The organism is Caballeronia sp. GAFFF1, assembly GCF_023630705.1.
In the GTDB taxonomy this organism is placed as follows: Bacteria; Pseudomonadota; Gammaproteobacteria; order Burkholderiales; family Burkholderiaceae; genus Caballeronia.
Genome location: NZ_JALQEM010000033.1, coordinates 1 through 22,010, shown reverse-complemented (window position 1 = coordinate 22,010; position 22,010 = coordinate 1). Strand labels below are relative to the sequence as shown.

General features: G+C 61.1%; 18 protein-coding genes and 1 pseudogene. 12 read left to right on the top strand and 7 right to left on the bottom strand.

The genetic code is table 11. The annotated features are described in order from the left end of the window. Positions 1-3: 3 nt before the first annotated feature. From NCR37_RS19595 to NCR37_RS19575, 5 genes are all read right to left on the bottom strand, one after another. Complete coding sequence (locus NCR37_RS19595; protein WP_206470871.1) at positions 4-432, bottom strand: hypothetical protein; 429 nt, start codon at positions 430-432, stop codon at positions 4-6. A gap of 111 nt (positions 433-543) precedes the next feature. Next, entirely contained in the window at positions 544-1,374 is an 831-nt protein-coding gene (locus tag NCR37_RS19590; protein WP_250474497.1) for an alpha/beta fold hydrolase, read from the bottom strand. Between the two features lie 88 nt (positions 1,375-1,462). Next, positions 1,463-2,725, bottom strand: a complete 1,263-nt coding sequence (locus tag NCR37_RS19585) for a LysR family transcriptional regulator (RefSeq protein ID WP_250474496.1) — start codon at positions 2,723-2,725, stop codon at positions 1,463-1,465. A gap of 59 nt (positions 2,726-2,784) precedes the next feature. After that, complete coding sequence (locus NCR37_RS19580; RefSeq protein WP_250474495.1) at positions 2,785-3,624, bottom strand: siderophore-interacting protein; 840 nt, start codon at positions 3,622-3,624, stop codon at positions 2,785-2,787. A 12-nt stretch (positions 3,625-3,636) separates the two neighbouring features. Then, positions 3,637-4,410 (bottom strand): PadR family transcriptional regulator, encoded by a 774-nt coding sequence (locus tag NCR37_RS19575; protein ID WP_502800560.1) that lies wholly within the window; start codon positions 4,408-4,410, stop codon positions 3,637-3,639. Between the two features lie 203 nt (positions 4,411-4,613). Here NCR37_RS19575 and NCR37_RS19570 point away from each other — a divergent pair, with 203 nt between their 5' ends. The 3 genes from NCR37_RS19570 (at position 4,614) to NCR37_RS19560 (ending at position 8,013) form a co-directional block, all read left to right on the top strand. Next, complete coding sequence (locus NCR37_RS19570) at positions 4,614-5,777, top strand: MFS transporter (protein WP_250474494.1); 1,164 nt, start codon at positions 4,614-4,616, stop codon at positions 5,775-5,777. Positions 5,778-5,885: 108 nt separating this feature from the next. Beyond that, positions 5,886-7,622, top strand: a complete 1,737-nt coding sequence (locus NCR37_RS19565) for a histidine kinase famiy protein (RefSeq protein WP_250474493.1) — start codon at positions 5,886-5,888, stop codon at positions 7,620-7,622. Next, positions 7,612-8,013 carry a response regulator gene (locus NCR37_RS19560; RefSeq protein ID WP_250474492.1) on the top strand — a complete coding sequence of 134 codons (402 nt, stop codon included), beginning with the start codon at positions 7,612-7,614 and terminating at the stop codon, positions 8,011-8,013. The genes NCR37_RS19565 and NCR37_RS19560 overlap by 11 nt, the downstream gene beginning before the upstream one ends. Before the next feature lie 64 nt (positions 8,014-8,077). Here NCR37_RS19560 and NCR37_RS19555 read toward each other — a convergent pair whose 3' ends face one another. Together NCR37_RS19555 and NCR37_RS19550 are read right to left on the bottom strand one after the other, a co-directional pair. Further along, positions 8,078-9,418 (bottom strand): ArsB/NhaD family transporter, encoded by a 1,341-nt coding sequence (locus NCR37_RS19555; protein WP_250474491.1) that lies wholly within the window; start codon positions 9,416-9,418, stop codon positions 8,078-8,080. Positions 9,419-9,436: 18 nt separating this feature from the next. Continuing rightward, entirely contained in the window at positions 9,437-10,471 is a 1,035-nt protein-coding gene (locus NCR37_RS19550; RefSeq protein ID WP_250474490.1) for an amino acid ABC transporter substrate-binding protein, read from the bottom strand. Between the two features lie 294 nt (positions 10,472-10,765). On the opposite strand from NCR37_RS19550, the gene NCR37_RS19545 reads away from it, so the two are divergent. The 9 genes and pseudogenes from NCR37_RS19545 to NCR37_RS19505 all read left to right on the top strand — a co-directional run. Next, positions 10,766-13,264, top strand: a complete 2,499-nt coding sequence (locus NCR37_RS19545) for a glycogen/starch/alpha-glucan phosphorylase (protein ID WP_250474489.1) — start codon at positions 10,766-10,768, stop codon at positions 13,262-13,264. Beyond that, the gene (locus NCR37_RS19540; protein WP_250474488.1) at positions 13,251-15,353 is read left to right on the top strand and encodes a glycogen debranching protein; all 2,103 of its coding nucleotides are present in this window, start codon (positions 13,251-13,253) and stop codon (positions 15,351-15,353) included. Before NCR37_RS19545 ends, NCR37_RS19540 begins: the two co-directional genes overlap by 14 nt. Positions 15,354-15,445: 92 nt before the next feature. Next, positions 15,446-17,035 carry an aspartate-alanine antiporter-like transporter gene (locus NCR37_RS19535; RefSeq protein ID WP_250474487.1) on the top strand — a complete coding sequence of 530 codons (1,590 nt, stop codon included), beginning with the start codon at positions 15,446-15,448 and terminating at the stop codon, positions 17,033-17,035. A gap of 22 nt (positions 17,036-17,057) precedes the next feature. After that, entirely contained in the window at positions 17,058-18,053 is a 996-nt protein-coding gene (locus NCR37_RS19530; RefSeq protein ID WP_250474486.1) for a 2-hydroxyacid dehydrogenase, read from the top strand. 5 nt (positions 18,054-18,058) lie between these two features. Beyond that, positions 18,059-18,751: a hypothetical protein gene (locus NCR37_RS19525; protein WP_250474514.1), complete on the top strand. Its 693-nt coding sequence runs from the start codon at positions 18,059-18,061 to the stop codon at positions 18,749-18,751. 310 nt (positions 18,752-19,061) lie between these two features. After that, positions 19,062-19,331: a hypothetical protein gene (locus NCR37_RS19520; RefSeq protein WP_250474485.1), complete on the top strand. Its 270-nt coding sequence runs from the start codon at positions 19,062-19,064 to the stop codon at positions 19,329-19,331. A gap of 163 nt (positions 19,332-19,494) precedes the next feature. Further along, positions 19,495-20,748, top strand: coding sequence for a DUF3300 domain-containing protein (locus NCR37_RS19515; protein WP_250474484.1), 1,254 nt, complete (start codon positions 19,495-19,497; stop codon positions 20,746-20,748). 9 nt (positions 20,749-20,757) lie between these two features. Beyond that, positions 20,758-21,690, top strand: a complete 933-nt coding sequence (locus NCR37_RS19510; protein ID WP_250474483.1) for a DUF2950 domain-containing protein — start codon at positions 20,758-20,760, stop codon at positions 21,688-21,690. Positions 21,691-21,747: 57 nt separating this feature from the next. Further along, a pseudogene (locus NCR37_RS19505) lies at positions 21,748-22,010 on the top strand (hypothetical protein); the annotation flags it as partial.

Sequence of the window (22,010 nt, the reverse complement as noted above, 5' to 3'; positions counted from 1 at the left end):
CGCTTACGCGCCTTCGTTCTCTTCGAGCATCACTGCAAGCGTGCCGGCTTCGCTTTGCACGCCGGCATCGAGGTCGATTTCGTTGGGCGTCATCTTTGCAATGGCGCGCAACAGGCGTGGAGAAAACGTTGCGCCAAATAGCGCAATGGCGTCTTCGCGGCGCCTGTCGTCGGCATGCGCGAGCGAGCGCAGTTCGCTGAGCGGAAGTCCGACAAACAAGTCGAGCGGATACGGCGGAGCCGCAAGCGCGGCCGCCGCAGCGGTTGCCGCCGTCGCGCCCGGAGCGCGCACGCGCAAGCCCGGCTGGAGATGTTCCGCGAGTTCCATCGTGATGTCATAGTCCGCCTCGAATTCGAGGGACGTTCGGGCTTCGCTCTGCAGGAAAGGCGCAACGGTTTCCAGACGAGCGAGTTCTTCATCGGTAAGCAGCATGGCATTTCTCCTTCGATAAACGCGAGACGAGGTCCCCTTGTCTCGAACACTTAGCTAAATGCTTGCCCGGTAGCCGACCGAAACCCTAATGCCTCTGGCGGAAAAATTGACTCACGCAGTTCGGTGCGCATCGAAGAAGGCTGCGATGGCTTCGTTCACTGCTTCGGCTGCGTCGCGGTGAGGCGAATGACGGCAGCCCGGCAGCTTGACGAGCTGGGCGTGCGCAACCGATGCCTTGATCTTGTCGATCTGCTGCATGGACGCGTATTCATCGTCGAACCCTTGAATGGCGAGCAGCGGCCGGCGGATGGATTCGAGCGTCGTCGTGATATCCCAGTGAAGGAACGCGGGATCGAGCCATGCGTCGTTCCATCCATAGAAGGCGGAATCCACATTCTGATGGTAGGGCATAAGACGCGAGCGCAAGGCGCCGCTCTCATAGGCGCTTCGTGCCTGTCTGATTGCCTCAACCGTCATCGGCTCGACGAACACATGCGGGGCAAGCACGGCGACACCCGCCAACGACTCGGGATAAGCGCTTGCATACAGCAAGGCGATCGACCCGCCGTCGCTATGCCCGATGATCCACATGCGAGCGCGCTCGCTTTCGTTCACGCCGATTGCATCCAGCAGCGCAGGCAGCAACACCTGTGCTTGATGATGCAGGAAATCAGCCGCCCAGTGCTCATCTGCGCGACGCGGCGTCGATCGTCCATAACCCGGACGCGAATACACGAGTCCACGGCAACCGAGGCGATCGCATAGCGACTGCGGCCAGTCTTTCCATAACGCAATGGACCCCAGTCCTTCGTGCAGGAATACCGCAATAGGCGCGTCCTTGAACTCGGGGTTTAGCCACTGATATTCGATGGATAGCGGATACAGATCGCCAGTCACCTGAGCATATTGGACAGCTTCGATAGCGCTTGTGGAGTCATTCATAGCTTGAGATGTGACGCGAAGAATCACTCACCGGGAATTCAAGATTACCAGACGAGTGATTGATAGAACGGTCGGCACCATTGCCGGGTTATGCCGGATATTTAGTCGGCTTCGCGACGACCGCCGAATGCGCGAGTTGATCGACGGTCAGGCGAATTGCGTCGATCAGCGCGCGGGCTGCCGGAGAAGGCGTGCTGCCCGCGCGTAACGTGAGCCCGATATCGCGCCGCGTGTTGTGCATCGCGATGTCGAGCACGACGAGTTGCCTCGACTCGCATTCGTAGTGCAACTGCTGGGCCGATACGACCGCAAGCATATCGGTGCGCGTGAGCAAGCCACGGATCACGGCAAGGTCGGCGGTTTCGACCGTCGGCATCGGCGGTTTGAGCCTGAGCCGCTTGAATTGTGCTTCGAACATGCCGCGTGCGGGGGCGTGACTACGCGGCAAGACCCATTGCGCTGCGCTCAACTCTTTCAGCGTCAAACCCTCGGCTTTAGCCAGCGGATGATCGCGCCGCGCGATGACCACCATGTCCTCGGACATCAGGCGCTCATTCGTCAATCCGCTCGATGCATCGTTCGGCCTGAGCGCGCCCAGAACGAAGTCGATGTCGCCCGCTCGCAAGCCGGCCACGAGCGGTTCGTAGGCGCTCTCATCGGTGGCTATGCGGACGCCCGGATATTGCGAGGCCACGCGCGCGATCGCCCCCGGAAGAATCAGCGTCCTGCCGAGCGGCAGCGCGCCGACGGTCACATAGCCTTGAATGGTGCCGCGCAAAGCCGCGATATCGTCCGGGATGTGGCGCAGTTCGTTGAGCGCGCGACGCACGTGGAGCACGAACGTCTCGCCTTCGCTCGTGAGCAACAGGCCGCGCGGGCTGCGATAAAACAATTGCATACCCGCGCCCGTTTCCATGATGCGAATCGCGCTGCTGACTGCGGGCTGACTGATGCCGAGCGTCTGCGCGGCGCTCGGCATGTGTCGATGACGCGCCAATGCCGAGAATAACTGTAGCCGCCGCGTATTGAGCAGGAAGGCAGGCAATGCGTTACCGTTTGCCGAGCGTCGCCGAGACTGCCGTGCCGAGCACCATTGACCGAGCGCTTCGAGCTCCGCGAAGATCCGTTCGCAACGGAGAAGAACGGCGCGACCCGCAGGTGTCGGCAACATGCCTGACGGGCGACGTTCGAGCAGCGTCTCGCCGACTGTTGCTTCCAGTTCCTGCAAGGATCGGGTAACAGCGGATTGCGCGCGAAAGAGGGCGGCTGCCGCGCGCGTCGCGCTGCCCGTCTGGGCCACGAGCCTGAACGCGCGCAGATAAGCGAGGTTGAGCAGTTCGCGGTTATCCATGGCTATGCTGAAAGAGTCGTAGCCATCAGTTTAGTTTATCGGCACGCCGGGACGCGAGTTCAGTCCTCGATCGTGCCATGCACGCCTTGCTCGCCGCGCTTCCAATAGGCGGACGCGCGAATGCGGCGCTTGTCGATGCCTCGCTCATTACACAAGAGCTGGCGCACCGCCCGCATGAGCGCGGCCTCGCCCGCGGCCCACACGTAGCCGTCGCCGTCGGGCAGAAAGGTTCCGCGCAATGCCAGCAAGAGATCGCCGCCCGGGTACGCGGACTCGCTGCGGTAGCACCACTGCACATATAGATTGGCGCGTGTATCGAATTCGACTCGCGCGGAGGGGTCGGCGACTTCGAGCAGCGCCGCCACGCGCGTGCCGGGCGGAAGTTGCTCCAGGCGACGGGCAATGGCGGGCAGCGCGGTTTCGTCGCCTACGAGCAGATGCCAGTCGAACTGCGTCGGAATGACGAACGAACCACGCGGCCCGCCGATGCCGAGGTAATCCCCCGGCGCGGCCTTCGCTGCCCAGGCGGTCGCCGGGCCGGCGTCGTGGAGCGCGAATTCAATATCCAATTCGCACGCCGCCCGGTCGAAGCGCCGAGGCGTGAAGTCGCGGGCAATGGGCCGCGGTTTGGCGGGATCGAACACGGGACCGTCCGGGCCGGCCTCCGGCATCACCGGCATGCTTTCGCCCGGCTGAGGGAAGAAGACCTTCACGTGGTCGTCGAAAGAGGCGCTCTCGAAGTCTGCAAGCGCGTCGCCCCTCAGGGTGATGCATACAAAATGCGGATTGATTGGCCGAACGCGCTTGACCTGGAGCAAGCGGAATTTCAGCGGGTGACGCACGCGCGTGACTTCCAGTTCGGCGCGGCCTGGTTGTGCTTCGACGAGTGAATCGCTCATCCTGTCGTTCCTTTATGCCTGCTTCGGCGCGTTGTCTTGTTCGATGTCGGCCGTCGCGCGTTCGAGAATCGCGGCGATGCGGCGCTGCTCCTGCGGCGACGCATCGGTGCGCAGAAGTAGCGCGCGCTTCAGCGCGCGTCGTGCTGCGACGAGTTCGGGCACCCAGCCGCCGTCGCCGGCATCGTCGTCGACCTGCTCGCCCGCGTAGGCCCGCCGTACGAGGTCCATCTTGCGTGCAAAATGCAAAAGCTTGGCGAGCATCAAGTCGACGCGTTCGCGATTCGCCGCGAGGTATTCACGGCCCGCATCCGACAGGGCGTAGCGCTTGCGGTTGCCCTCCATCTCGACCGTCGCATAGCCGAGTTCTTCCAGATACGTCAGCGCGGGATACACCATGCCGGGGCTCGGCGCATAGAAACCGTTGGAGCGATCCGCCAGCGCCTTGATGAGTTCGTAACCGTGGCGCGGCGACTCGGCCAGCATGGCGAGCAGCAAGAGTTGCAGGTCTTCGGACGAAAATTTGCGGCCGCGCGGCATGCCGCCCATGTCGTCCGGGCCTCCGCCGAAACCACCCGCACCGCCGGGACCGCCCGCGCCGAAGCCGCCGCCAAAGCGCCCGCCGCCGCCATGCCGATGACGCCCGATCATCACCCAGCCGCGCCACGCAAGGCGATCGAGGCGGTCCAGTGCATCGAACGAAAAACCGGAACCGAAGCCGCGCAAATCGTCGCGCTTGCCGTGAAAGCAACGTGATCTCATGACACACTCCGTTATGTCGTAAAACATATCTAACGATATATATCGTAAGAGTGTCTGTCAAGGCGTTCTTTCGCACCGGAACGGGGCGAAAGCAGCCTTCGAAAACACGGGGCGTCTACAAAGGCGGTACACAAAAGACAGCGTTCACCCGCCTGCCACGCAAAAAGCTCGGTCCGTGCACGGAGTGTGCTAAAGCACCCGCATCCTTCGACAAATAAACCCACCTCTGCATGCCGGCTTATCTCGCACTGGCACTGGTATTCATGATCAACATGGCGGGCACGACGTTGCCCACCGCGATCTATCACGACTACCAGAGGACCTACGGCTTCAGTCCAGCGACCATCACGGTCATCTTCGCGGCCTACGCGATCGGGGTGCTCGGCGCGCTGCTGGCGATGGGCAGCTGGTCCGACCAGCTCGGGCGCAAGCGCATGCTCATGGCTGGCCTTGCTGCATCCGCCGTCTCCGCGTTGTTCTTCGTCTTTGCCGACGGCCTCGTCATGCTCTTGCTCGGTCGTCTTGTCTCGGGCATCTCGGCCGGCATCTTCACATCGACGGCGACGGTCGCGGTGATCGAATCAAGTCCGACCGGCTCGCGCTCGAAGGCGATGCTCGCTGCAACGTCATCGAACATGCTCGGGCTCGGCTTAGGACCTGTTCTCAGCGGAGTGCTTGTCGAGTTCGCGTCCTGGCCCATGCGTCTTTCGTATCTCGTGCATATCGCATTGCTGGTGCTCGGCTTCCTATTGCTACGCGCCGCGCCTGAAACCGTGCGCGCGGCGGATCACCCGAAACTGCGCATGCAACGCATCGCGCTCCCGCGTGAGGTGCGTGCTGCGTTCGTGCCGGCAGCGTTGTCTGGATTTGCGGGCTTCGTCGTTGTCGGATTCTTTACCGCCGTTTCGCCGCAACTCATGCGCAACGTGCTCGGATATCACAGCGGCTTGCTGATTGGTCTTGCAGTGTTTTTCATCTTTTTCTGCTCGGCGATCGGTCAGGCTGTCGAGAAACGCATTCCGCAAAGATGGCGGCAACCTACTGGTTCCGTCGCGCTCGTCGTCGGTCTCGCCTTGCTTGCGCTATGCGCATGGCAGCGTTGGTCCACCGCATTCGTCGTCGGGACGATGCTGTGCGGAGTCGGGCAGGGCATCAGCTTTCGAGCCTCACTCGGCGAGCTATCGAATCGCAGTCCGGCCGAGCGCAAGGCGGAAGTGACCGCGGCGTTCTTCGTCGTTTTGTATGTGGCGATATCGCTGCCCGTCATAGCGATAGGCGTCGCAGTGCAACGCATTGGCATCGCACCCGCGACGATCACGTTCGCCGCGATCACGGTCGTTATCGTGCTTGTTTCGCTCGTATGGCTGCACCGCGTCGAGAAGGCGCAGTCATAGCAACGGACGAATCTGCATCGAGTAATTCGTACTATCCGAAGGTTGCCGGCATCCCCTCGATGAATCTTCCTCGATGGGCCCAACATCACACACACTGGCGAATAAGTTATGGCGAAGGGCAGCGACAAAGACGAAGTCTTGAGCAAGCACGGCGATGAACAGGGAGATGGCCAGAGCATCGGCCGGCCGGCAGACGGCGAACTGGAAGGCAGCGCTTATTCACCGTTAGGCAATCCCGGGATCAGGCACTGGCAGGCAAGCCAGATTTCCCGCCCTGGACTGGACGACCGCAGCAATATCTTCTTCGCTGCCGTCGAAATGACGCGAATGCCAATGGTCGTATCCGACCCGAATCAACCGGACAACCCTGTCGTTTTTGCCAACCGCGCGTTTCTCGACTTGACCGAGTACACCGAGGAGCAGGTTCTCGGACGCAACTGCCGATTCCTGCAGGGCGCAGAAACCGATGCGCGCGCTGTGGATGAAATCCGTCATGCCCTGCGTGAACAGCGGGCGGTCGCAGTGGACGTTCTGAACTACAAGGCAAGCGGCAAGCCCTTCTGGAATGCGTTATTTATCGGCCCCGTGTTCAATAAGGATGGGAAATTACTTTACTATTTCTCCTCCCAGATGGACATTACTCGCCGCCGGATCTCGGAGCAGTCCTTCCTGCAGGCGCAGAAAATGGAGGCCATCGGGCAACTGACTGCGGGGCTCGCGCACGACTTCAATAACCTGCTGCAGATCATCACGGGCAATCTGGAACTGGCCGCAGCGTCTCTGCACGACAGACAGGCGACCCGCGAAGCAATCGGGCGCGCCATGTCGGCGGGAGAAAAAGCGGGCAAACTGACTCAGCAACTACTCACGTTCGCGCGCAAGCAACGCCTGGAACCCAAACAACTCAATCTGAATACGCTGGTGGTCGAGTTCAGTGAGATGTTAGTTAGAACGCTCGGCGACAGGATCGACCTGCACCTCGACCTGAAGCCCGGATTGCCGGCTTGCACCATCGATGCCACGCACATGGAAATGGCGTTGCTGAATGTGCTCATCAATGCTCGGGACGCGATGCCGAAGGGGGGAAGAGTGACGGTCGCCACCTCGGTCATCAATGATGCTGAGCGAATCGAGGCGCATAACCTGACGCCCGGAATCTATGTCGTGATCTGCGTGATTGATCATGGAGAAGGCATGACGCCGGACGTCGTAAGACGGGCCACCGAGCCATTCTTCACGACCAAGGGGCCGGGCACGGGTCTTGGCCTCGCAATGGTTCATGGCTTCGTACAACAGTCGCATGGCCGGCTCGAGATAGACAGCACGCCCGGACAGGGAACGACGATACGCATGATCTTCCCGGTGGTCAGTCAGGCGGAAACCGACGTCGGCCAGAAAGGCGACGAAGCTCTGAACTGGAGCACCGAGGCTATTCTCGGCAAGCATACCGTGCTGGTCGTGGACGATAACCGCGACGTTCGCGAACTCGCGTATGGCCATTTGAAGAATCTCGGCTTTCGCGTGTTGTCCGCGCAGAGCGGAGAGGAAGCATTGGAAGTGATCGAGCGATATGGCGATGTCGACTTGCTTTTCACTGACATCATCATGCCGGGAGGAATGAATGGGTTGCAACTCGTGGAGCGAGTCAGAGAACGACAACCGGATATCGCCGTGCTGCTCGCGACGGGCTATATGGATCAACTTCCCGCCGCGAACGTGTCCGCAGCGCCCATCACCACGCTCACGAAGCCTTATCGGGTGAGCGACCTGGCCGAGCACGTGCGCGCCTCGCTTGAGAAGAAGTTCCCGTCGCAGGCAGCTGATGGTTTTCGCCATGAAGGATGAGACCCGAACAAGGCACGTCCTGATTGTCGATGACGAGGTCGCAATCGCGTACGTTTTTCAGCGCTACTTCGAGTTGCGCGGATTCCGTGTTTCTGGGGCCTACGATGGAAATGCCGCGCTCGCCATTAGTCAGAGCGACTCCATTGACGCACTCGTCACCGACTTTCGCATGCCGGGTATGAACGGACAAGAGCTTATCGAGCGTCTCAGGCAGACGGCCCCGCATCTGCCTGCGGTCATCGTATCCGGATTCGGTGGTGAGATTCGCGAACGTCCGGCTGGAGTGCGCGTTATCGGCAAGCCTGTGGAGCCGGCATATCTCGTCGAGTGCGTCAGAGAAATGCTCGCTGAGGCGGACACTGTGCAGTGGTTGAACAACCCGAAAGATTGACGGTGAGATACGGCGCAGAAAAGGCTCAGCGTGCAGAGTGAACTGATAAATCATTCACACGAGGTCAACGCAGTACCTTCGACAGGACCATGACATACGCCGCCGTCACCGCGAGCTGGCACAGCGTGACGGGCAAGCCATAGCGCAGAAAACGGGCGAACGTGACGGGGCGTCCTTCGTTTGCGCAGACGCCCGCGGCGACGATGTTCGCCGCCGACCCGATCAGCGTCGCGTTCCCCCCGAGCGTCGCGCCATACATCATGCCGACGAATACCGGTAACACTGTCTGAGGCCACTGGGTGAATTGATCGGCCATCGCGGCTTCAGGGACGAATTCCGCAGTCACGAGATAGGCTTTCAACATCACGATGGAAGCTGCCGCAACCGGCACGTTGGCCAATAACGACGACAACAGGCCGATGCCGCCAATCATCGTGAGCGTGACGAGCGTCAGGTTGGCTCCGAACCATTCATGGAGCTTGAGCGCCATCACCTGAAGCAGGCCGGTTTTGACCATCGCCTGCACAAGACAAAAGATGCACGCGAGAAATACGAGCGTTTTCCAGTCGACGTCACGCAGCACGCGTTCGGTCGGCTCGATCTTGAACGCATACGCCACGAGAAGCGCGAGCGCGCTCGCGATCACCGCGACGGCTGGCGGAACGATGCGCGTCGGCAATTCCTCGCCCAGGATGAAGAGCAGCATCATCAGTGCGAGCACGACGAGGGAAAGCGCCGCATAAAGCGGCCTTTGCAATCTTGCATGTTGAGCGCGCTTCGGCACGGGCCTGACGACGCCCCATATGTCGCGCATGATAAGCGGCAACAACGGAATGACCGCGATGATGGACAGCAGGCCGCCGAGACTCGCGTACCTCAAATACTCGCCGAAGGTCATGCCGATGGAACTGCCGACAAGAAACGTGGCCGGGTCGCCCACGAGCGTCAGCAGCCCCGCGGCATTGCTAAGCATAGCGGTGAGAATGAGCGGCGACGCAATGTCGACGTCCAACGCACGGGCCACGCGAACGATGATCGGTGCAAGGAGGATCACTGTCGTCGCGTTCGGCAACAGCGCGCACAACGGCGCGACCACCACGATCAGCAGCAGCAGGAAGCGCTTGCCGCTTCCCGCGGTGGCCCGTAAGTACACGTCGCCGATTACGTCGAAGAGGCCAGTCGTCGCGAGAATACGCGCCACGACCATGCCGCCGAAGAGCAGGCTGATGGGGCCCGCCGCGGTTCGCGCGGTGGCGAGCAAATCCTGTTCATCGAGAATGCGCAGCGCAATGAGTATGCTGGCCCCGACGAGCGCCGCCACGGTCATGTCGATGACATTGAAGGCGATCACGAGTATGACCGCCGAAAAAACGCCGACGACGAGATAGATCTGCCAGTCGCTCACGATGCGTTCTTCCCCTTTTCATTGCATCGGCGGGGCGTACATCAGGCCGCCGCGAGTCCATGAGTCATTGAGTCCTCGTTTCATCTGGAGAGGGCTTGCACTGCCCATATTGCGATCGAACATTTCTCCATAATTACCGGCGCTGTTCAACGCTCTTGCGGTCCAGCCAGGCTTCATGCCGAGCATATTCGTTACTGCCGTGTCGGGAACCAGCGCGTGAGACACGCGTGGATCGCGCATACGTTCGACAAGATTGGCGCGCGTGACGCCGAGTTCTTCGGCGGCGATCAACGTGAAAAGAACCCAACGCACGACGGTAAGCCACGCGATATCGTCGTCTCGCACGACAGGGCCGAGCGGCTCCCTCGATATGCGCTCGGGAAGAATGACAACCGACGATGCCCCGCCCGGCGCGCGAGCCTGTAGCGCAGCAAGTAGCGACGCGTCCGCCGTGGCGGCGCTGCATTGGCCATCGTGAAACGCCCGCTCTAGCGCATCCACCGATCCGACGACGAGCGGCTTGATATCCAGCGCATTCGCATAGGCATAAGTGGAGAGGTTGCCCTCGCTCGACGTGTCGCGCAGCACGCATACCGTCGCGCCATTCAGGGACGACAACGCGCGTACAGGGCTCTTCGTCCACACCATGAACGCTTGAGCATCGTAGAAGAGAATGCCTGCGAACTGCACGCCGAGCGTCCCCTCGCGAAGCAAGGTCCACGTCGTATTGCGCGCGAGCAAATCGATGCGGCGCGTTCGAAGTGCGGGAAAGCGTGCGGACGTCCTGAGAGGAATGAATGCGACCTTGCCAGGATCGCCGAGGGCCGCGGCAGCCACGGCACGGCAGAAGTCGGCATCCATTCCCGTCCAGCGCCCGGACGCATCCTGTGCCGAGAAGCCGGCTATGCCTTCGCTCACGCCGCATCGGAGTACGCCTCTCGCCTCGATCTGAGCGAGCGTCTCTGAACCGGCAGCCAGCGATACGGCCGGCAACGCGAGCATGAGCAGTGCTGCGAGTACGACCGCGCAGATGCTTTCGGCAGCTCTTATCATTGCCTTCCCGGTTGACGAACCGAATGCATGGCCGGTCCGTTGGACATGGCGCACGGAACAATGCGTCACGCATTTGTCGTTAGGCCGTGAATACGTTGTAGGCGAATCACTGTTCCTTTCAAGGCGCCTTTTCCTGAGAGTGTGGCCTTGCTCTCTGACGTCAGCGAGAGAGATGTTGTAAGTGAATGAATAATCTTCGTGGAAAAAAGTGCAGCGCGAAAGCGCAATAGTTCGAGCGCTTGAAATTTGTAGCTCCTAACATATCCTTGCAACGTATCGAATGACGAGGCGACCATGAACGATGCTCCTGTCCTAGACGCAGCCTCCCGTCGCGCGGCAGCGACGAATGAGGTCGCCGATGATCCGTTGCAGCACGACATCGTACGGAACCTGATTTGTCGTCAGGCGCGCTATCCGGACATCGCTACCCGCCACGACTGGTACATGGCGCTCGCGTTCAGCGTCAGAGACCGGATGCTGGCGCGCTGGGCCGCCTCAACGAAAATCTATGCGGCGAAAGACGTGAAGGTCGCCTGCTATCTGTCGGCTGAATTCCTGATCGGTCCACAACTCGGCAATAACCTGCTCAATCTTGGCATGCAGGACGAGGCACGTGATGCGTTGCATGCGCTCGGCCAGGACCTCGACGCGCTGCTTTCGGTCGAAGAAGAGCCGGGCCTCGGTAATGGCGGGCTCGGGCGCCTCGCTGCCTGCTACATGGACTCGCTGTCGACTCTCGAGATACCCGCGATCGGTTACGGCATCCGCTATGAGTTCGGCATCTTCGATCAGCAGATCCGCGATGGCTGGCAGGTCGAGGTCACGGACAAGTGGCTCGAGAAAGGCAGTCCATGGGAGATCGTGCGGCCGGACGTGAGCTATTACGTCGGCTTCGGCGGAAATACGACACAGCACACGGACGAGCAGGGCCGTCTGCGCGTCGAGTGGCAACCGGCGCGGCAGGTCAAGGGCGTGGCATGCGATTTCCCGGTGCAAGGCTACCGCGTGGGCACCTGCAACGTGCTGCGGCTGTGGAAGAGCGAGGCAGTCGAGTCATTCGACTTTCAGGACTTCAACGCCGGCCAATATTACGAGGCGGTGCAGGAGAAAGTCTTGTCGGAAACTCTGTCCAAGGTGCTATACCCGAACGACGAACCGGAAGCAGGCAAGCGACTGCGACTCGCGCAGCAGTACTTCTTCGTATCCTGCTCGCTGCAGGACATGTTGCGGCTAATGACAATGAAAGGGACGCCGGTGCAGCATTTCGCCGATCTTTTCGCTGCCCAACTGAACGATACGCACCCGTCCATAGCAGTAGCCGAATTAATGCGTCTGCTTCTCGACGTGCATGGCCTGCCGTGGGATGAAGCGTGGGACATCACACGGCGCACGTTCGCCTATACCAATCACACCCTGTTGCCTGAAGCGCTCGAAACGTGGGGCCTGCCGCTCTTCCAGAGCATGCTGCCGCGCGCGCTCGAAATCATCTATGAAATAAACAGCCGCTTTCTCGAAGATGTACGGCGCGCCTTTCCGGGCGACGATGCCCGTGTGGCCCGCATGTCGCTCATCGACGAGGCCGGCAACAAAAAAGTGCGCATGGCGCACCTTGCCACAGTCGGCAGTCATGCAGTGAACGGCGTCGCAGCACTGCATTCGGACCTGCTCAAGCAGACGGTGATGCGAGATTTCGCCGACATGTATCCCGAACGGTTCTTGAACGTAACCAACGGCGTGACGCCGCGCCGCTTTTTGATGTTGAGCAATCCCGGACTGACACGTCTGCTCGACACGACCATCGGCGACGGATGGGCCACTGATCTTTCAAAGCTCGATGCGCTGCGAGCGCTCGCGGATGATCGCGGGTTCCATGACGCGTGGCGTTCCGTGCGCCGAGAGAACAAAGCGGCGCTCGCCGAGCGCATCAGGATTGTCACCGGCATCGTTGTCGATCCCGACGCGCTCTTCGACATCCAGGTCAAGAGAATCCATGAATACAAGCGCCAGCATTTGAATGCGCTGTATATCGTGAGCTTGTACCGTCGCTTATGTGCGAACCCCGACATTCCCTGTGCGCCGCGCTGCTTTATCTTCGGCGGAAAGGCTGCTCCCGGTTATGCGATGGCCAAACTCATTATCCGTTTGATGACGGGTATTGCGGATGTGGTCAACAACGATGCCGCAATCAGGGGGCGGCTGAAAGTCGTCTTCTATCCGGATTTCAATGTGAAGAACGGGCACTGGATCTATCCGGCGGCCGACCTCTCCGAGCAAATATCGACGGCGGGAAAAGAGGCGTCGGGCACCGGCAACATGAAGTTCATGATGAACGGGGCGCTGACTATAGGCACGCTGGATGGCGCCAACGTCGAGATTCGCGAGGAGGCGGGCGCCGAGAACTTCTTTCTCTTCGGACTCACTGCTCAACAGGTCGAGCAGACAAAGCGCGAAGGATACCGGCCCGCTCAATACGTGGAATCGAATGATGTTTTGCGCGATGCACTGGAAGACATCGCGCAAGGGCGTTTCTCGGGCGGCGACAGGAATGTATTTCGGCCGCTGGTCGATAACCTCATGCAATCTGACCCGTTCCTCGTGTTGGCCGACTTCGCGGATTACTGCGCATGCCAGGAACGCGTGAGCGAGACATGGGGAGATATTCAGCAATGGACTCGCATGTCGATCATGAATACCGCGCGTTCGGGCAAGTTCTCCTCAGACCGCGCGATCGGCGAATACTGCGAGCGCATCTGGAAAGCGTCGGCAGTGAGGATCGACCTTGCTCAAAGCTAACGTCGACGGCGCGCACAGGTATCGTGTGCAGCCGGGTTCGCGTTTTCCTGTCGGCGCGACAGTCGCGGACGGCGGCGTCAACTTTTGTCTGTTCTGCCGGCACGCGACAGGCATGGAACTGTTGCTCTACGCATCGACAGAAAGCATCGAACCGTTCCAGATTGTCTCGCTCGCGCCCGATGTGAACCGGACGTTCTACTTCTGGCATGTCTTTATCGAAGATTTACCGGTTCACTGTTGTTATACGTGGCGAGCCTGCGGTCCGCACGGCGTGCCGCAAATGGACGACGCTGCCGCCAGCCGCAAGGAGTTGCTCGATCCAAACGCGCGGGCGGTCAGCGAGCGTTTCTGGAACCGCCAGCAGGCTTCGGAGGCGCAAGGCGCATCGCACGCATCGTTCAGGGCCATCGTCACGGAACCTGTCGAAACGCGCGACGACGTCGACATTCGCACGCTGGACGATGCCATCATCTACGAGTTGCACGTAGGCGGTTTCACGCGGCATCCGTCGAGCGGTGTCCGATGTCCCGGTACGTTTGCCGGCCTGATCGAGAAAATCCCTTATCTGAAGGAATTGGGCGTCACGCATGTCGAGTTGCTTCCTGTCATGGCATTCGACGAGCAGGACGTTCCGCCGTCCGCAGCCGCGAAAGGACTCACGAATTACTGGGGCTACAGCACGCATAGCTTCCATAGTCCGCATTCGCGCTACTGCGTGGAAGCGGCACGAGCGCCGCAGGAATTCCGCGCGCTCATCGACGCGATGCACGCGGCGGGCCTTCGCGTGCTGCTGGACGTCGTGTTCAATCACACAGCGGAGGCCGGTGCTAACGGGCCCGTGATCAACTTCAAGGTGCTCGCCAACGAGATCTTCTATCACGTCGATCCGGCCGATGGCGGCCGTTACCGCGACTACACGGGCTGTGGCAACACGATCAACTGCAATCATCCGCTGGTATGCGCGTTCATCCTGCGATGCCTGGAGTATTGGGTGCGCGACCTCCGCGTCGATGGTTTCCGGTTCGATCTTGCGAGCGTCTTCACGCGCGGCGAGGGCGGCGCGCTGTTGAGCAACCCGCCGTTGCCTTGGGCAATCGAATCGTCGGAAGTGCTCTCTCGCGTTCCGCTTATTGCCGAAGCATGGGACGCGGCCGGCCTCTATCATGTAGGCGCCTTTCCCGGGATGGCGTGGGCCGAATGGAATGGACGTTACCGTGACGTGATACGGCGTTTCGTGCGCGGCGAACCGGGGCTCATCGGACAAGTATGTACGTGCATGGCGGGAAGCGCGGATCTCTATCAGGCAGATGGCAGATTGCCCGCCAACAGCATCAACTTCGTCACCTGTCACGACGGCTTCACTCTGCTCGATCTCGTCAGCTATAACGCGAAGCACAATGAGGCAAACGGCGAGGACAACCGCGACGGCACCAACGATAACCTGTCGTGGAATTGCGGCGCGGAAGGCGAGACGCACGATCCATCGGTTATCGGTCTGCGCCTTAAGCAGGCGCGCAACTTCATGGCGATCCTGCTTCTGAGCCAGGGCGTGCCGATGATTCTCGGTGGCGATGAAGTCCTGCGCACCCAGCGAGGGAACAACAACGCGTTCTGTCAGGACAATGAACTCTCCTGGCAGGACTGGCGCATGTCGCGCGATGCGCTCGACATGTTGCGCTTCGTGCGCGAACTCATCGCACTGCGCAAGCGTCACCCGAGCCTGCGCCGCCGACGCTTTCTGACGGGGCGGCCCGCGAACGGCGACACCTATCCCGACGTTGCGTGGCACGGCGAGCGACTGGGCGAGCCGCCGTGGCATGACCCCGGAGCACGTCTCGTTGCCTTCACGCTTGCCGCGCAAGCACCGGGCGAAGCCATGTTGCACATCGTGTTGAACATGAATGACGATGCGCGTATCGTCGCGGTGCCTGTCTTCGACGGACAATCGTGGCGGCGCATCGTCGATACGTCTCTTGCATCGCCACTCGATATTGTTTCGGATTCCGTAACCTCGCAGAGTGAGTTCGATGCCTGTCATGTCGCGCCACACAGCGTGCTGGTCCTCGAATCGCACCGAAACGCAGCCTGACCATGCGCGTCAATACCGCTGGACTGCTTCAGACAAACCGCCTTTAATATTCCTGTATCGCTGCGTTGCCTGATTCAATCACAGGAGGCCGCATGGACGCAGTCAGAACGTTTCTCGAAAGCCAGTCGCTCTTCGCATTGTTCCTCACGATCGCATTGGGCTATCTCATCGGCGAGATCACGATCAAAGGCGTCGCGCTCGGCTCGGGGGCCGTGCTTTTCGTCGGACTGGCCATCGGCGCGTTCGCGCCGAAGTCGGCGCCGCCGGCCTTGCTCGGCACGCTCGGCTTGCTGCTGTTCCTCTACGGCATCGGCATTCAGTACGGCGCGCAGTTCTTCAGAGGGCTCACCAGCCGCGAAGGGGCGAAGGCGAACGCGGCTGCTTGCCTCGGCGTCATTGCGGCCGGTCTCGTGTCATGCGCTTTTATTCGCTTCGGCATTTCGCTCGCTGATGCGTTGGGCATGTTCGCCGGCAGCGGTACCAGCACGGCAAGCCTCCAGGTGGCCATTGCATCGATGAAGAGCAATGATGCGGCCGTGGGCTATAGCGTCGCTTATCCGTTCGGCGTGGCCGGTCCCATTCTGTTTCTCTATGCGCTTAACGTGTTGCTGAAAGTCTCGATTCCGAAGCCGCCGGCCAAGGTGCTGGAAACGGCGGAGATCGCGCTCAAGAACGCCAGTTTCTTCGGCCTGCGCTTATCGGAACTTCTGAGCCGCTTGCCGCCGGGCGTGTCGATTGCGGCGGTGCGGCGCGCGCATCGTAATCAGTTGCCCGCCGACGACCTCATCGTGCAGTCCGACGATGTGCTGCTTGTCACCGCCACGGACCAGCGCCTGCTCGACGAGGCCACGGCGCTATGCGGCGAGTCGCAGCCAGGACGCATCGCGAGCGATCGCGAAGATATCGACTATATGCGCGTATTCGCATCGAATTCGGCGGTGGTCGGGATGCCGCTCGGCAAGCTGAGATATCCCGGCGGCGTGAACTGTTCGATTGCGCATGTGCGGCGGGGAGACGCCGATTTACTTTCGACGCCCGATCTCATTCTCGAAGCAGGCGACCGCGTAGGCGTGCTCGTGAATCGCGCGCATCGCGCGACGATTCGTGCGTTCTTCGGCGATTCGATCAAGGGCACGGCGGATCTGAGCTTCATCTGCCTCGGAATCGGCGCTGCGGCGGGGCTGCTGCTAGGAGCCGTTCCGTTGCGCGTGCCTGGCCTCGGCAGTTTCAGCCTCGGTCTCGCTGCGTTGCTGCTGTTCGCGCTGTGCCTTGGAAAAGCAAGGCGCAACGGACCGTTCGTGTGGGTCATGCCGCTATCGGCGAATCTCGTTCTGCGCAACCTCGGGCTCACGATCTTTCTTGCGCAGGTCGGGATTTCATGCGGGCCGAAATTCGTGGCGACCGTGGGCACAGCGGGTCCGCTGCTGCTCCTTTACGGCGTGATCACGCTGCTCGTGCTCGTGAGCGTCACAGCCGCGTCGTGTCTATGGCTATTCAAGCTGCCCTTCGATACCTCGGCCGGCGTCGTATGCGGCGCGACCGGCAATCCTGCCATTCTCGCGTTCGCCAATCGCATCGCGCCCACGGATCAGCCCGACGTGATGTACGCCATGATTTTCCCGTCGATGACCATCGTCAAAGTGCTGTTCGTGCAGATCGCAATCTCGCTGGCTAGCGGCTAGCTCTCGTATTGGAGATGAAATCATGGACGTGGCCATATTCAGTTCGACGCCTTACGAACGCCAGTTTCTGGACCAGGCGAATGAATCCGCGCACCACAGGCTCAAATACCTCGACGTCTCGCTGAATCGCGATACGGTCGGGGAGGCTGCAGGATTCGGCGCGGTATGCATCTTCGTTAATGACAAAGCAGACGCCGCCGTTCTGGAGGCGCTGAAAAGCGGCGGCACCGAATTGCTCGCACTGCGTTGCACCGGCTTCAACAACGTTGAGCTCGAAGCCGCCGCGCGCCTCGGGCTGAAGGTCGTTCGCGTCGTGACGTATTCGCCGAACTCAGTCGCCGAACATGCCGTCGCGCTGTTGCTCGCCATCAATCGGAAGGTGCATCGCGCCTACAACCGTACGCGCGATTCCAATTTTTCTCTCGACGGACTCATCGGCTTCGATTTGTGTGGCAAGACGGTGGCCGTAGTGGGCACCGGGAAGATCGGGTGCGTTTTTGCGAAGATCATGCTCGGCTTCGGCTGTAATGTGATCGGCTACGATCCGTATCCCTCGAAGGAATTCGAAGCGATGGGTCTGCGCTATGCGCGGCCGGGCGAGATCGGCGAGAAGGCCGATGTCATTTCACTGCACTGTCCGCTGACTCCCGCGACGCATCACATCATCAATGCGGAGACGCTTCAGCGTGCCAAGCGCGGCGCCTTGCTCATCAATACGAGCCGGGGCGCGCTCATCGACACCGAGGCCGTGATCGAAGCACTGAAAAGCGGGCAACTGGGCGGGCTCGCAATCGACGTGTATGAGCAGGAAGCGGACTTGTTCTTCCGCGATCTGTCCAATGAAATCATTCCGGACGACATCATTCAGCGGCTCATCTCATTCCCCAATGTGATCGTGACCGGGCATCAGGCGTATTTGACACGCGAAGCGCTGACGACTATCTGTGAGACAACGCTCGCGAGCATCACCGCGTTCGAGCATAACGAACCGCTCGTGAACGAAGTCAAGACCGGGTGAAATTCATGCTGCCGGACACCACCGCGGACGCCGCACTCGCCGAACCGTGCGGCAACACACGAGCACCCGTGCTGGACACGGTCGACCGCGTTTCCGAGCTGTGCTTCGGGTTGTTCATGGCGCTGACGTTCGTCGGTACGGTGTCGGCGGCGACGAGCGGCGAAGATGCCGGCCGCAAGATGCTGTACACGGCCCTCGGCTGCAATCTTGCGTGGGGCCTCGCGGATGCCGTCATGTATCTGATGCGCATTCTCGTGAATCGGGGGCGGCGGCGCACACTCGCGTTTGCGATCAAGCGCGAACTCGACGCGGGAGAAGGCGTGCGAGAACTGCGCGCAAGACTGCCGCCGTTTCTCGCGCCATTCTTCTCGGACGCCGAGCTGGAATCGATTCGCAGCCGAATCGCTCGATACGATGCGCTGCCGGAGCGCCCCGCGCTCGAGCGCGACGATTTTCTTGCCGCAATCGGCATCTTCATCATTATCGTGCTGTCCACGTTTCCGGTCGCCGCTCCGTTCGTCATCGTCCGGCATGTTCCCACTGCGTTGCTCGTGTCACGCGCGCTGACGCTCGTCATGCTGTTCGGATGCGGCGTTGCTTTGGGATCCTATGCGGGCTGGGGCGCGCTGAAAGCGGGGCTGGCGATGGTGACGTTGGGCGTGCTTCTGACAATGGCGATCATCGCGCTGGGCGGGTAAGTCAGATCGACCGGTTAGCCGGTCAATGCATCCAAATGACCGCGCCCGAGTCTTGAATTCGTCAAGAGGTTCGCATATCTTTCAATCACTATCCCGTGCTCATGACCGCGCTCTTTAGCGCGTTGCGCTATAAGCGGCGAAACGAACGAAACAAATGACGACGCTGCTTTGCTCGTGCATTTCCTTGCGGATTACCTCGTTTTTCAGAGTGCCGGACGCCACGCGATTCGACACGGACGGCTGATGCATCGGCGTATGCGAGTTCGATGCTTCGCGGTCGACCGCCGGCAATTTTCACATGGAGAAGGTCATGAAACGTCTATACGTAGCCTCTGCTTTGCTACCCGTCGCGTTCGTGACGAGTGCATGGGCGCAGAACGCAGCGCAGCCCGATCAAGCGGCCGGTCAAGCAAAACATAGCGACGAAATCGTACAGATGCGAATGGAGGTCGCGGCAGCCAACAAGGCGTACAACAGGAAAGTCGCGGCAGCGAAGAAAGTCTATGACCAGAAGAAGGCACAAGCCGCGAAGGAACGCGATGCCGCGATTGCCGCCGCCCATAATGGCGCAGCTCAATAACGGATTTCAAACGCCCTTAAGCGTCTCTTAAGCATGGGTGAATGAGTTTGTCTCACTGTTTTGAACGATCGGTGAAAGACCCGATGCGCTGCGGGGTACAGCTTGCGCTTTCGGCGAATTGGTAGAACAGGCGAGAGACGGCCACCTCGGTGGTAAGAGAACAATGCCCAAGTTCATCAACATGCTTCTGGTCGTGTCGGCGCTCGCATGTGGCACGCATGCGCTCGCTCAGGCGCCGGCGGCAAGCGTCCCGCCGCCCGCGGCGATGAGTGCAGCGGATCTGGACAAGCTCGTCGGTCCCGTTGCGCTGTATCCCGACGACCTCGTTGCGATCATTCTTCCCGCTTCGACGTATCCGGTCGAGGTGGTGCAGGCAGACCGGTTTCTCGAGCGCAGAAAGACGGACAAAAATCTTCCGGTCGACGAACGCTGGCAAGACTCGGTGAAGGCGCTGCTCAACTATCCCGAGATCGTGAAGAAGATGAGCACCGATCTCGACTGGACCGTTGCGCTCGGCGAAGCGGTCGTGGCGGATCAGAACGCCGTCTTGCAAGCCGTGCAGCGTTTTCGCCGGCAAACTCAGTCGGTCGGCAATCTGAAGAGCGACGACAAGCAGACGATCGTGGTCGAGAAGGAGGTCATCAAGATCGTGCCGTCTAATCCGGAAGTCATTTATGTGCCGCAGTACAACCCGTCCACGGTGGTCGTGAGCAGTCCGACGCCGGTCTATACGTACGCCCCGGCGCCTTACCCCGTCTACTACTATCCGTATGCGCCCGGTGCGGCCTTCGCCACGGGCATGATCTGGGGCGCGGCCATCACCGCCGCGTGGAACGGCGGACGGTACGAGGCCAACTATAACGGCGGCAATAACACGATCAACATCAATCGCGAACAGAATGCCAATCGAGCCGATGTCCAGAACAACCTGAGCAATCGCGCGGCGAACCGGTCTGGATCGGGCGCGACGCAACAGTCGAGCACATGGCGTTCCGAGAAGAAGCCGGGACAGGTCTCCGGCACCAGCGGGCGTTCCTCGATGCAGCGCGTGGGCGACGCGCCTTCGCGTGGAGGGGGAGCAGGCGGTACGGGCGGAGCAGGCCGCACGGGGTTGGGCGCAGGAGGCGGCACCGAGCGCGCTTCTGCACGCACGCAACCCGCCATGCAGAACACGCCTCGCGCGCAGGGCGCGTCGAACTTTCAGGCCCGCGGCGGCGATGCATTGAGCGGCTATGGCTCGGGCCAAAGCGCGCGCGCGGATAGCGCGCGAGGAGCCGCGAGCCGGCAGTCGATGGCAGGCGGCCAGGGCGGTCGCAGCTTCCAGGGCGGCGGTGGCGGCTTTGGCGGCGGCGGAGGCGGCGGCTTCTCAGGAGGCGGAGGTCGCAGCTTCGGCGGCGGCCGCGGGGGTCGTCGCTAGGGGGCGCCTATGAACATTCATCGAACCGATGGCCGGTTGACTCGTCTCGTCATTGCGTTTGCGACAGTCGCGATGTTGCTCGCGCCCGCGACGCTCTTCGCAGCGACCGACCAGCAGACTTTCGCGACACCCGAGGAAGCCGTCAGCGCACTCGTGCAGGCGCTCAGGTCGGACGATGACGCGGCGCTCATCGGCATCTTCGGCAGCGCGCACAAGCGCCTCGTCGTGACATCCGACGATGCCGAGAATCGCCAGTTACGCGCCGATGCGCTTGCCGAATTCGAGGCGTATCACCGGCTCGAAGAGGCTTCGCCCGACCGCCGCGTTCTCGTGATCGGCGACGATGCGTGGCCCATGCCCATTCCGCTCGTTCGAGAGAACGGCGTCTGGCGCTTCGCCACGGAAGAGGGCGAGCAGGAGGTGCTGGACCGGCGTATCGGGGCGAACGAGCGCGAGGCGATCAAGGTACTGCGCGCGTATCTCGATGCGCAGCGCGAGTACGCCTCGCAAGATCGGATGGGGGACGGTGTGTTGCAGTACGCGCGCAAGCTCGGAAGTTCGCCGGGCAAGCGCGACGGACTCTACTGGCCAGCGGATACGAGTCGGGGCGAAGAACAGAGTCCCTTCGGTCCGCTGATCGCCGCGAGTTCGACCTACTTCAAGGACCGTCACGCGGGCGACGCGTACCACGGCTACCACTACCGCATTCTCACGCGGCAAGGCAAGAACGCGCCGGGAGGCGCTTTCAGCTACATCATCAATGGGCGAATGCTGGCCGGCTTCGCGATGGTGGCGTACCCGGCGCAATACGGCGAGAGCGGCGTCATGACATTCATTGTCAACAACAACGGCGTGGTGTATCAGAAGAACCGCGGCCCGTCCGCGCAACCCCTGACGGAGTTCGATCCCGACCCGACATGGACGCGCGTGAACGAGCCGTGACCGAGGGGTCGCTGCGTCGCCATGCAGGCAGAAAGTCTGACAATTGAAGGAGTCCATATGAATGCACTGTGTTGGCGCGCGCTCGGCGCCATTGTGATCGCCTCGCTCGCTTTGGAAGCACTTGCGCAAAGCAAGCCGATCGCGTATCCGTCGAAAGGACAAAGCGCGCAACAGCAACAGAAGGATGACGGCGCGTGCTACAGCTGGGCGAAGAGCAATACAGGCATCGATCCGGCGACCGCATCGACGGCGCCGCCGCCGCAATCGGGCCCGGCAGTCGGCGGCGGTGAGCGCGTGGGCGGCGCGGCGCGCGGCGCGGC

Bases quoted from the DNA above. Each gene is read 5' to 3' on its own strand.
- NCR37_RS19510 (WP_250474483.1), top strand. From the start codon at position 20,758: ATGAACATTCATCGAACCGATGGCCGGTTGACTCGTCTCGTCATTGCG.
- NCR37_RS19585 (WP_250474496.1), bottom strand. From the start codon at position 2,725: ATGGATAACCGCGAACTGCTCAACCTCGCTTATCTGCGCGCGTTCAGG.
- NCR37_RS19535 (WP_250474487.1), top strand. From the start codon at position 15,446: ATGGACGCAGTCAGAACGTTTCTCGAAAGCCAGTCGCTCTTCGCATTG.
- NCR37_RS19575 (WP_502800560.1), bottom strand. From the start codon at position 4,410: ATGTTTTACGACATAACGGAGTGTGTCATGAGATCACGTTGCTTTCAC.
- NCR37_RS19580 (WP_250474495.1), bottom strand. From the start codon at position 3,624: ATGAGCGATTCACTCGTCGAAGCACAACCAGGCCGCGCCGAACTGGAA.
- NCR37_RS19595 (WP_206470871.1), bottom strand. From the start codon at position 432: ATGCTGCTTACCGATGAAGAACTCGCTCGTCTGGAAACCGTTGCGCCT.
- NCR37_RS19570 (WP_250474494.1), top strand. From the start codon at position 4,614: ATGCCGGCTTATCTCGCACTGGCACTGGTATTCATGATCAACATGGCG.
- NCR37_RS19515 (WP_250474484.1), top strand. From the start codon at position 19,495: ATGCCCAAGTTCATCAACATGCTTCTGGTCGTGTCGGCGCTCGCATGT.
- NCR37_RS19530 (WP_250474486.1), top strand. From the start codon at position 17,058: ATGGACGTGGCCATATTCAGTTCGACGCCTTACGAACGCCAGTTTCTG.
- NCR37_RS19565 (WP_250474493.1), top strand. From the start codon at position 5,886: ATGGCGAAGGGCAGCGACAAAGACGAAGTCTTGAGCAAGCACGGCGAT.
- NCR37_RS19560 (WP_250474492.1), top strand. From the start codon at position 7,612: ATGAAGGATGAGACCCGAACAAGGCACGTCCTGATTGTCGATGACGAG.
- NCR37_RS19590 (WP_250474497.1), bottom strand. From the start codon at position 1,374: ATGAATGACTCCACAAGCGCTATCGAAGCTGTCCAATATGCTCAGGTG.
- NCR37_RS19545 (WP_250474489.1), top strand. From the start codon at position 10,766: ATGAACGATGCTCCTGTCCTAGACGCAGCCTCCCGTCGCGCGGCAGCG.
- NCR37_RS19520 (WP_250474485.1), top strand. From the start codon at position 19,062: ATGAAACGTCTATACGTAGCCTCTGCTTTGCTACCCGTCGCGTTCGTG.
- NCR37_RS19525 (WP_250474514.1), top strand. From the start codon at position 18,059: ATGCTGCCGGACACCACCGCGGACGCCGCACTCGCCGAACCGTGCGGC.
- NCR37_RS19550 (WP_250474490.1), bottom strand. From the start codon at position 10,471: ATGATAAGAGCTGCCGAAAGCATCTGCGCGGTCGTACTCGCAGCACTG.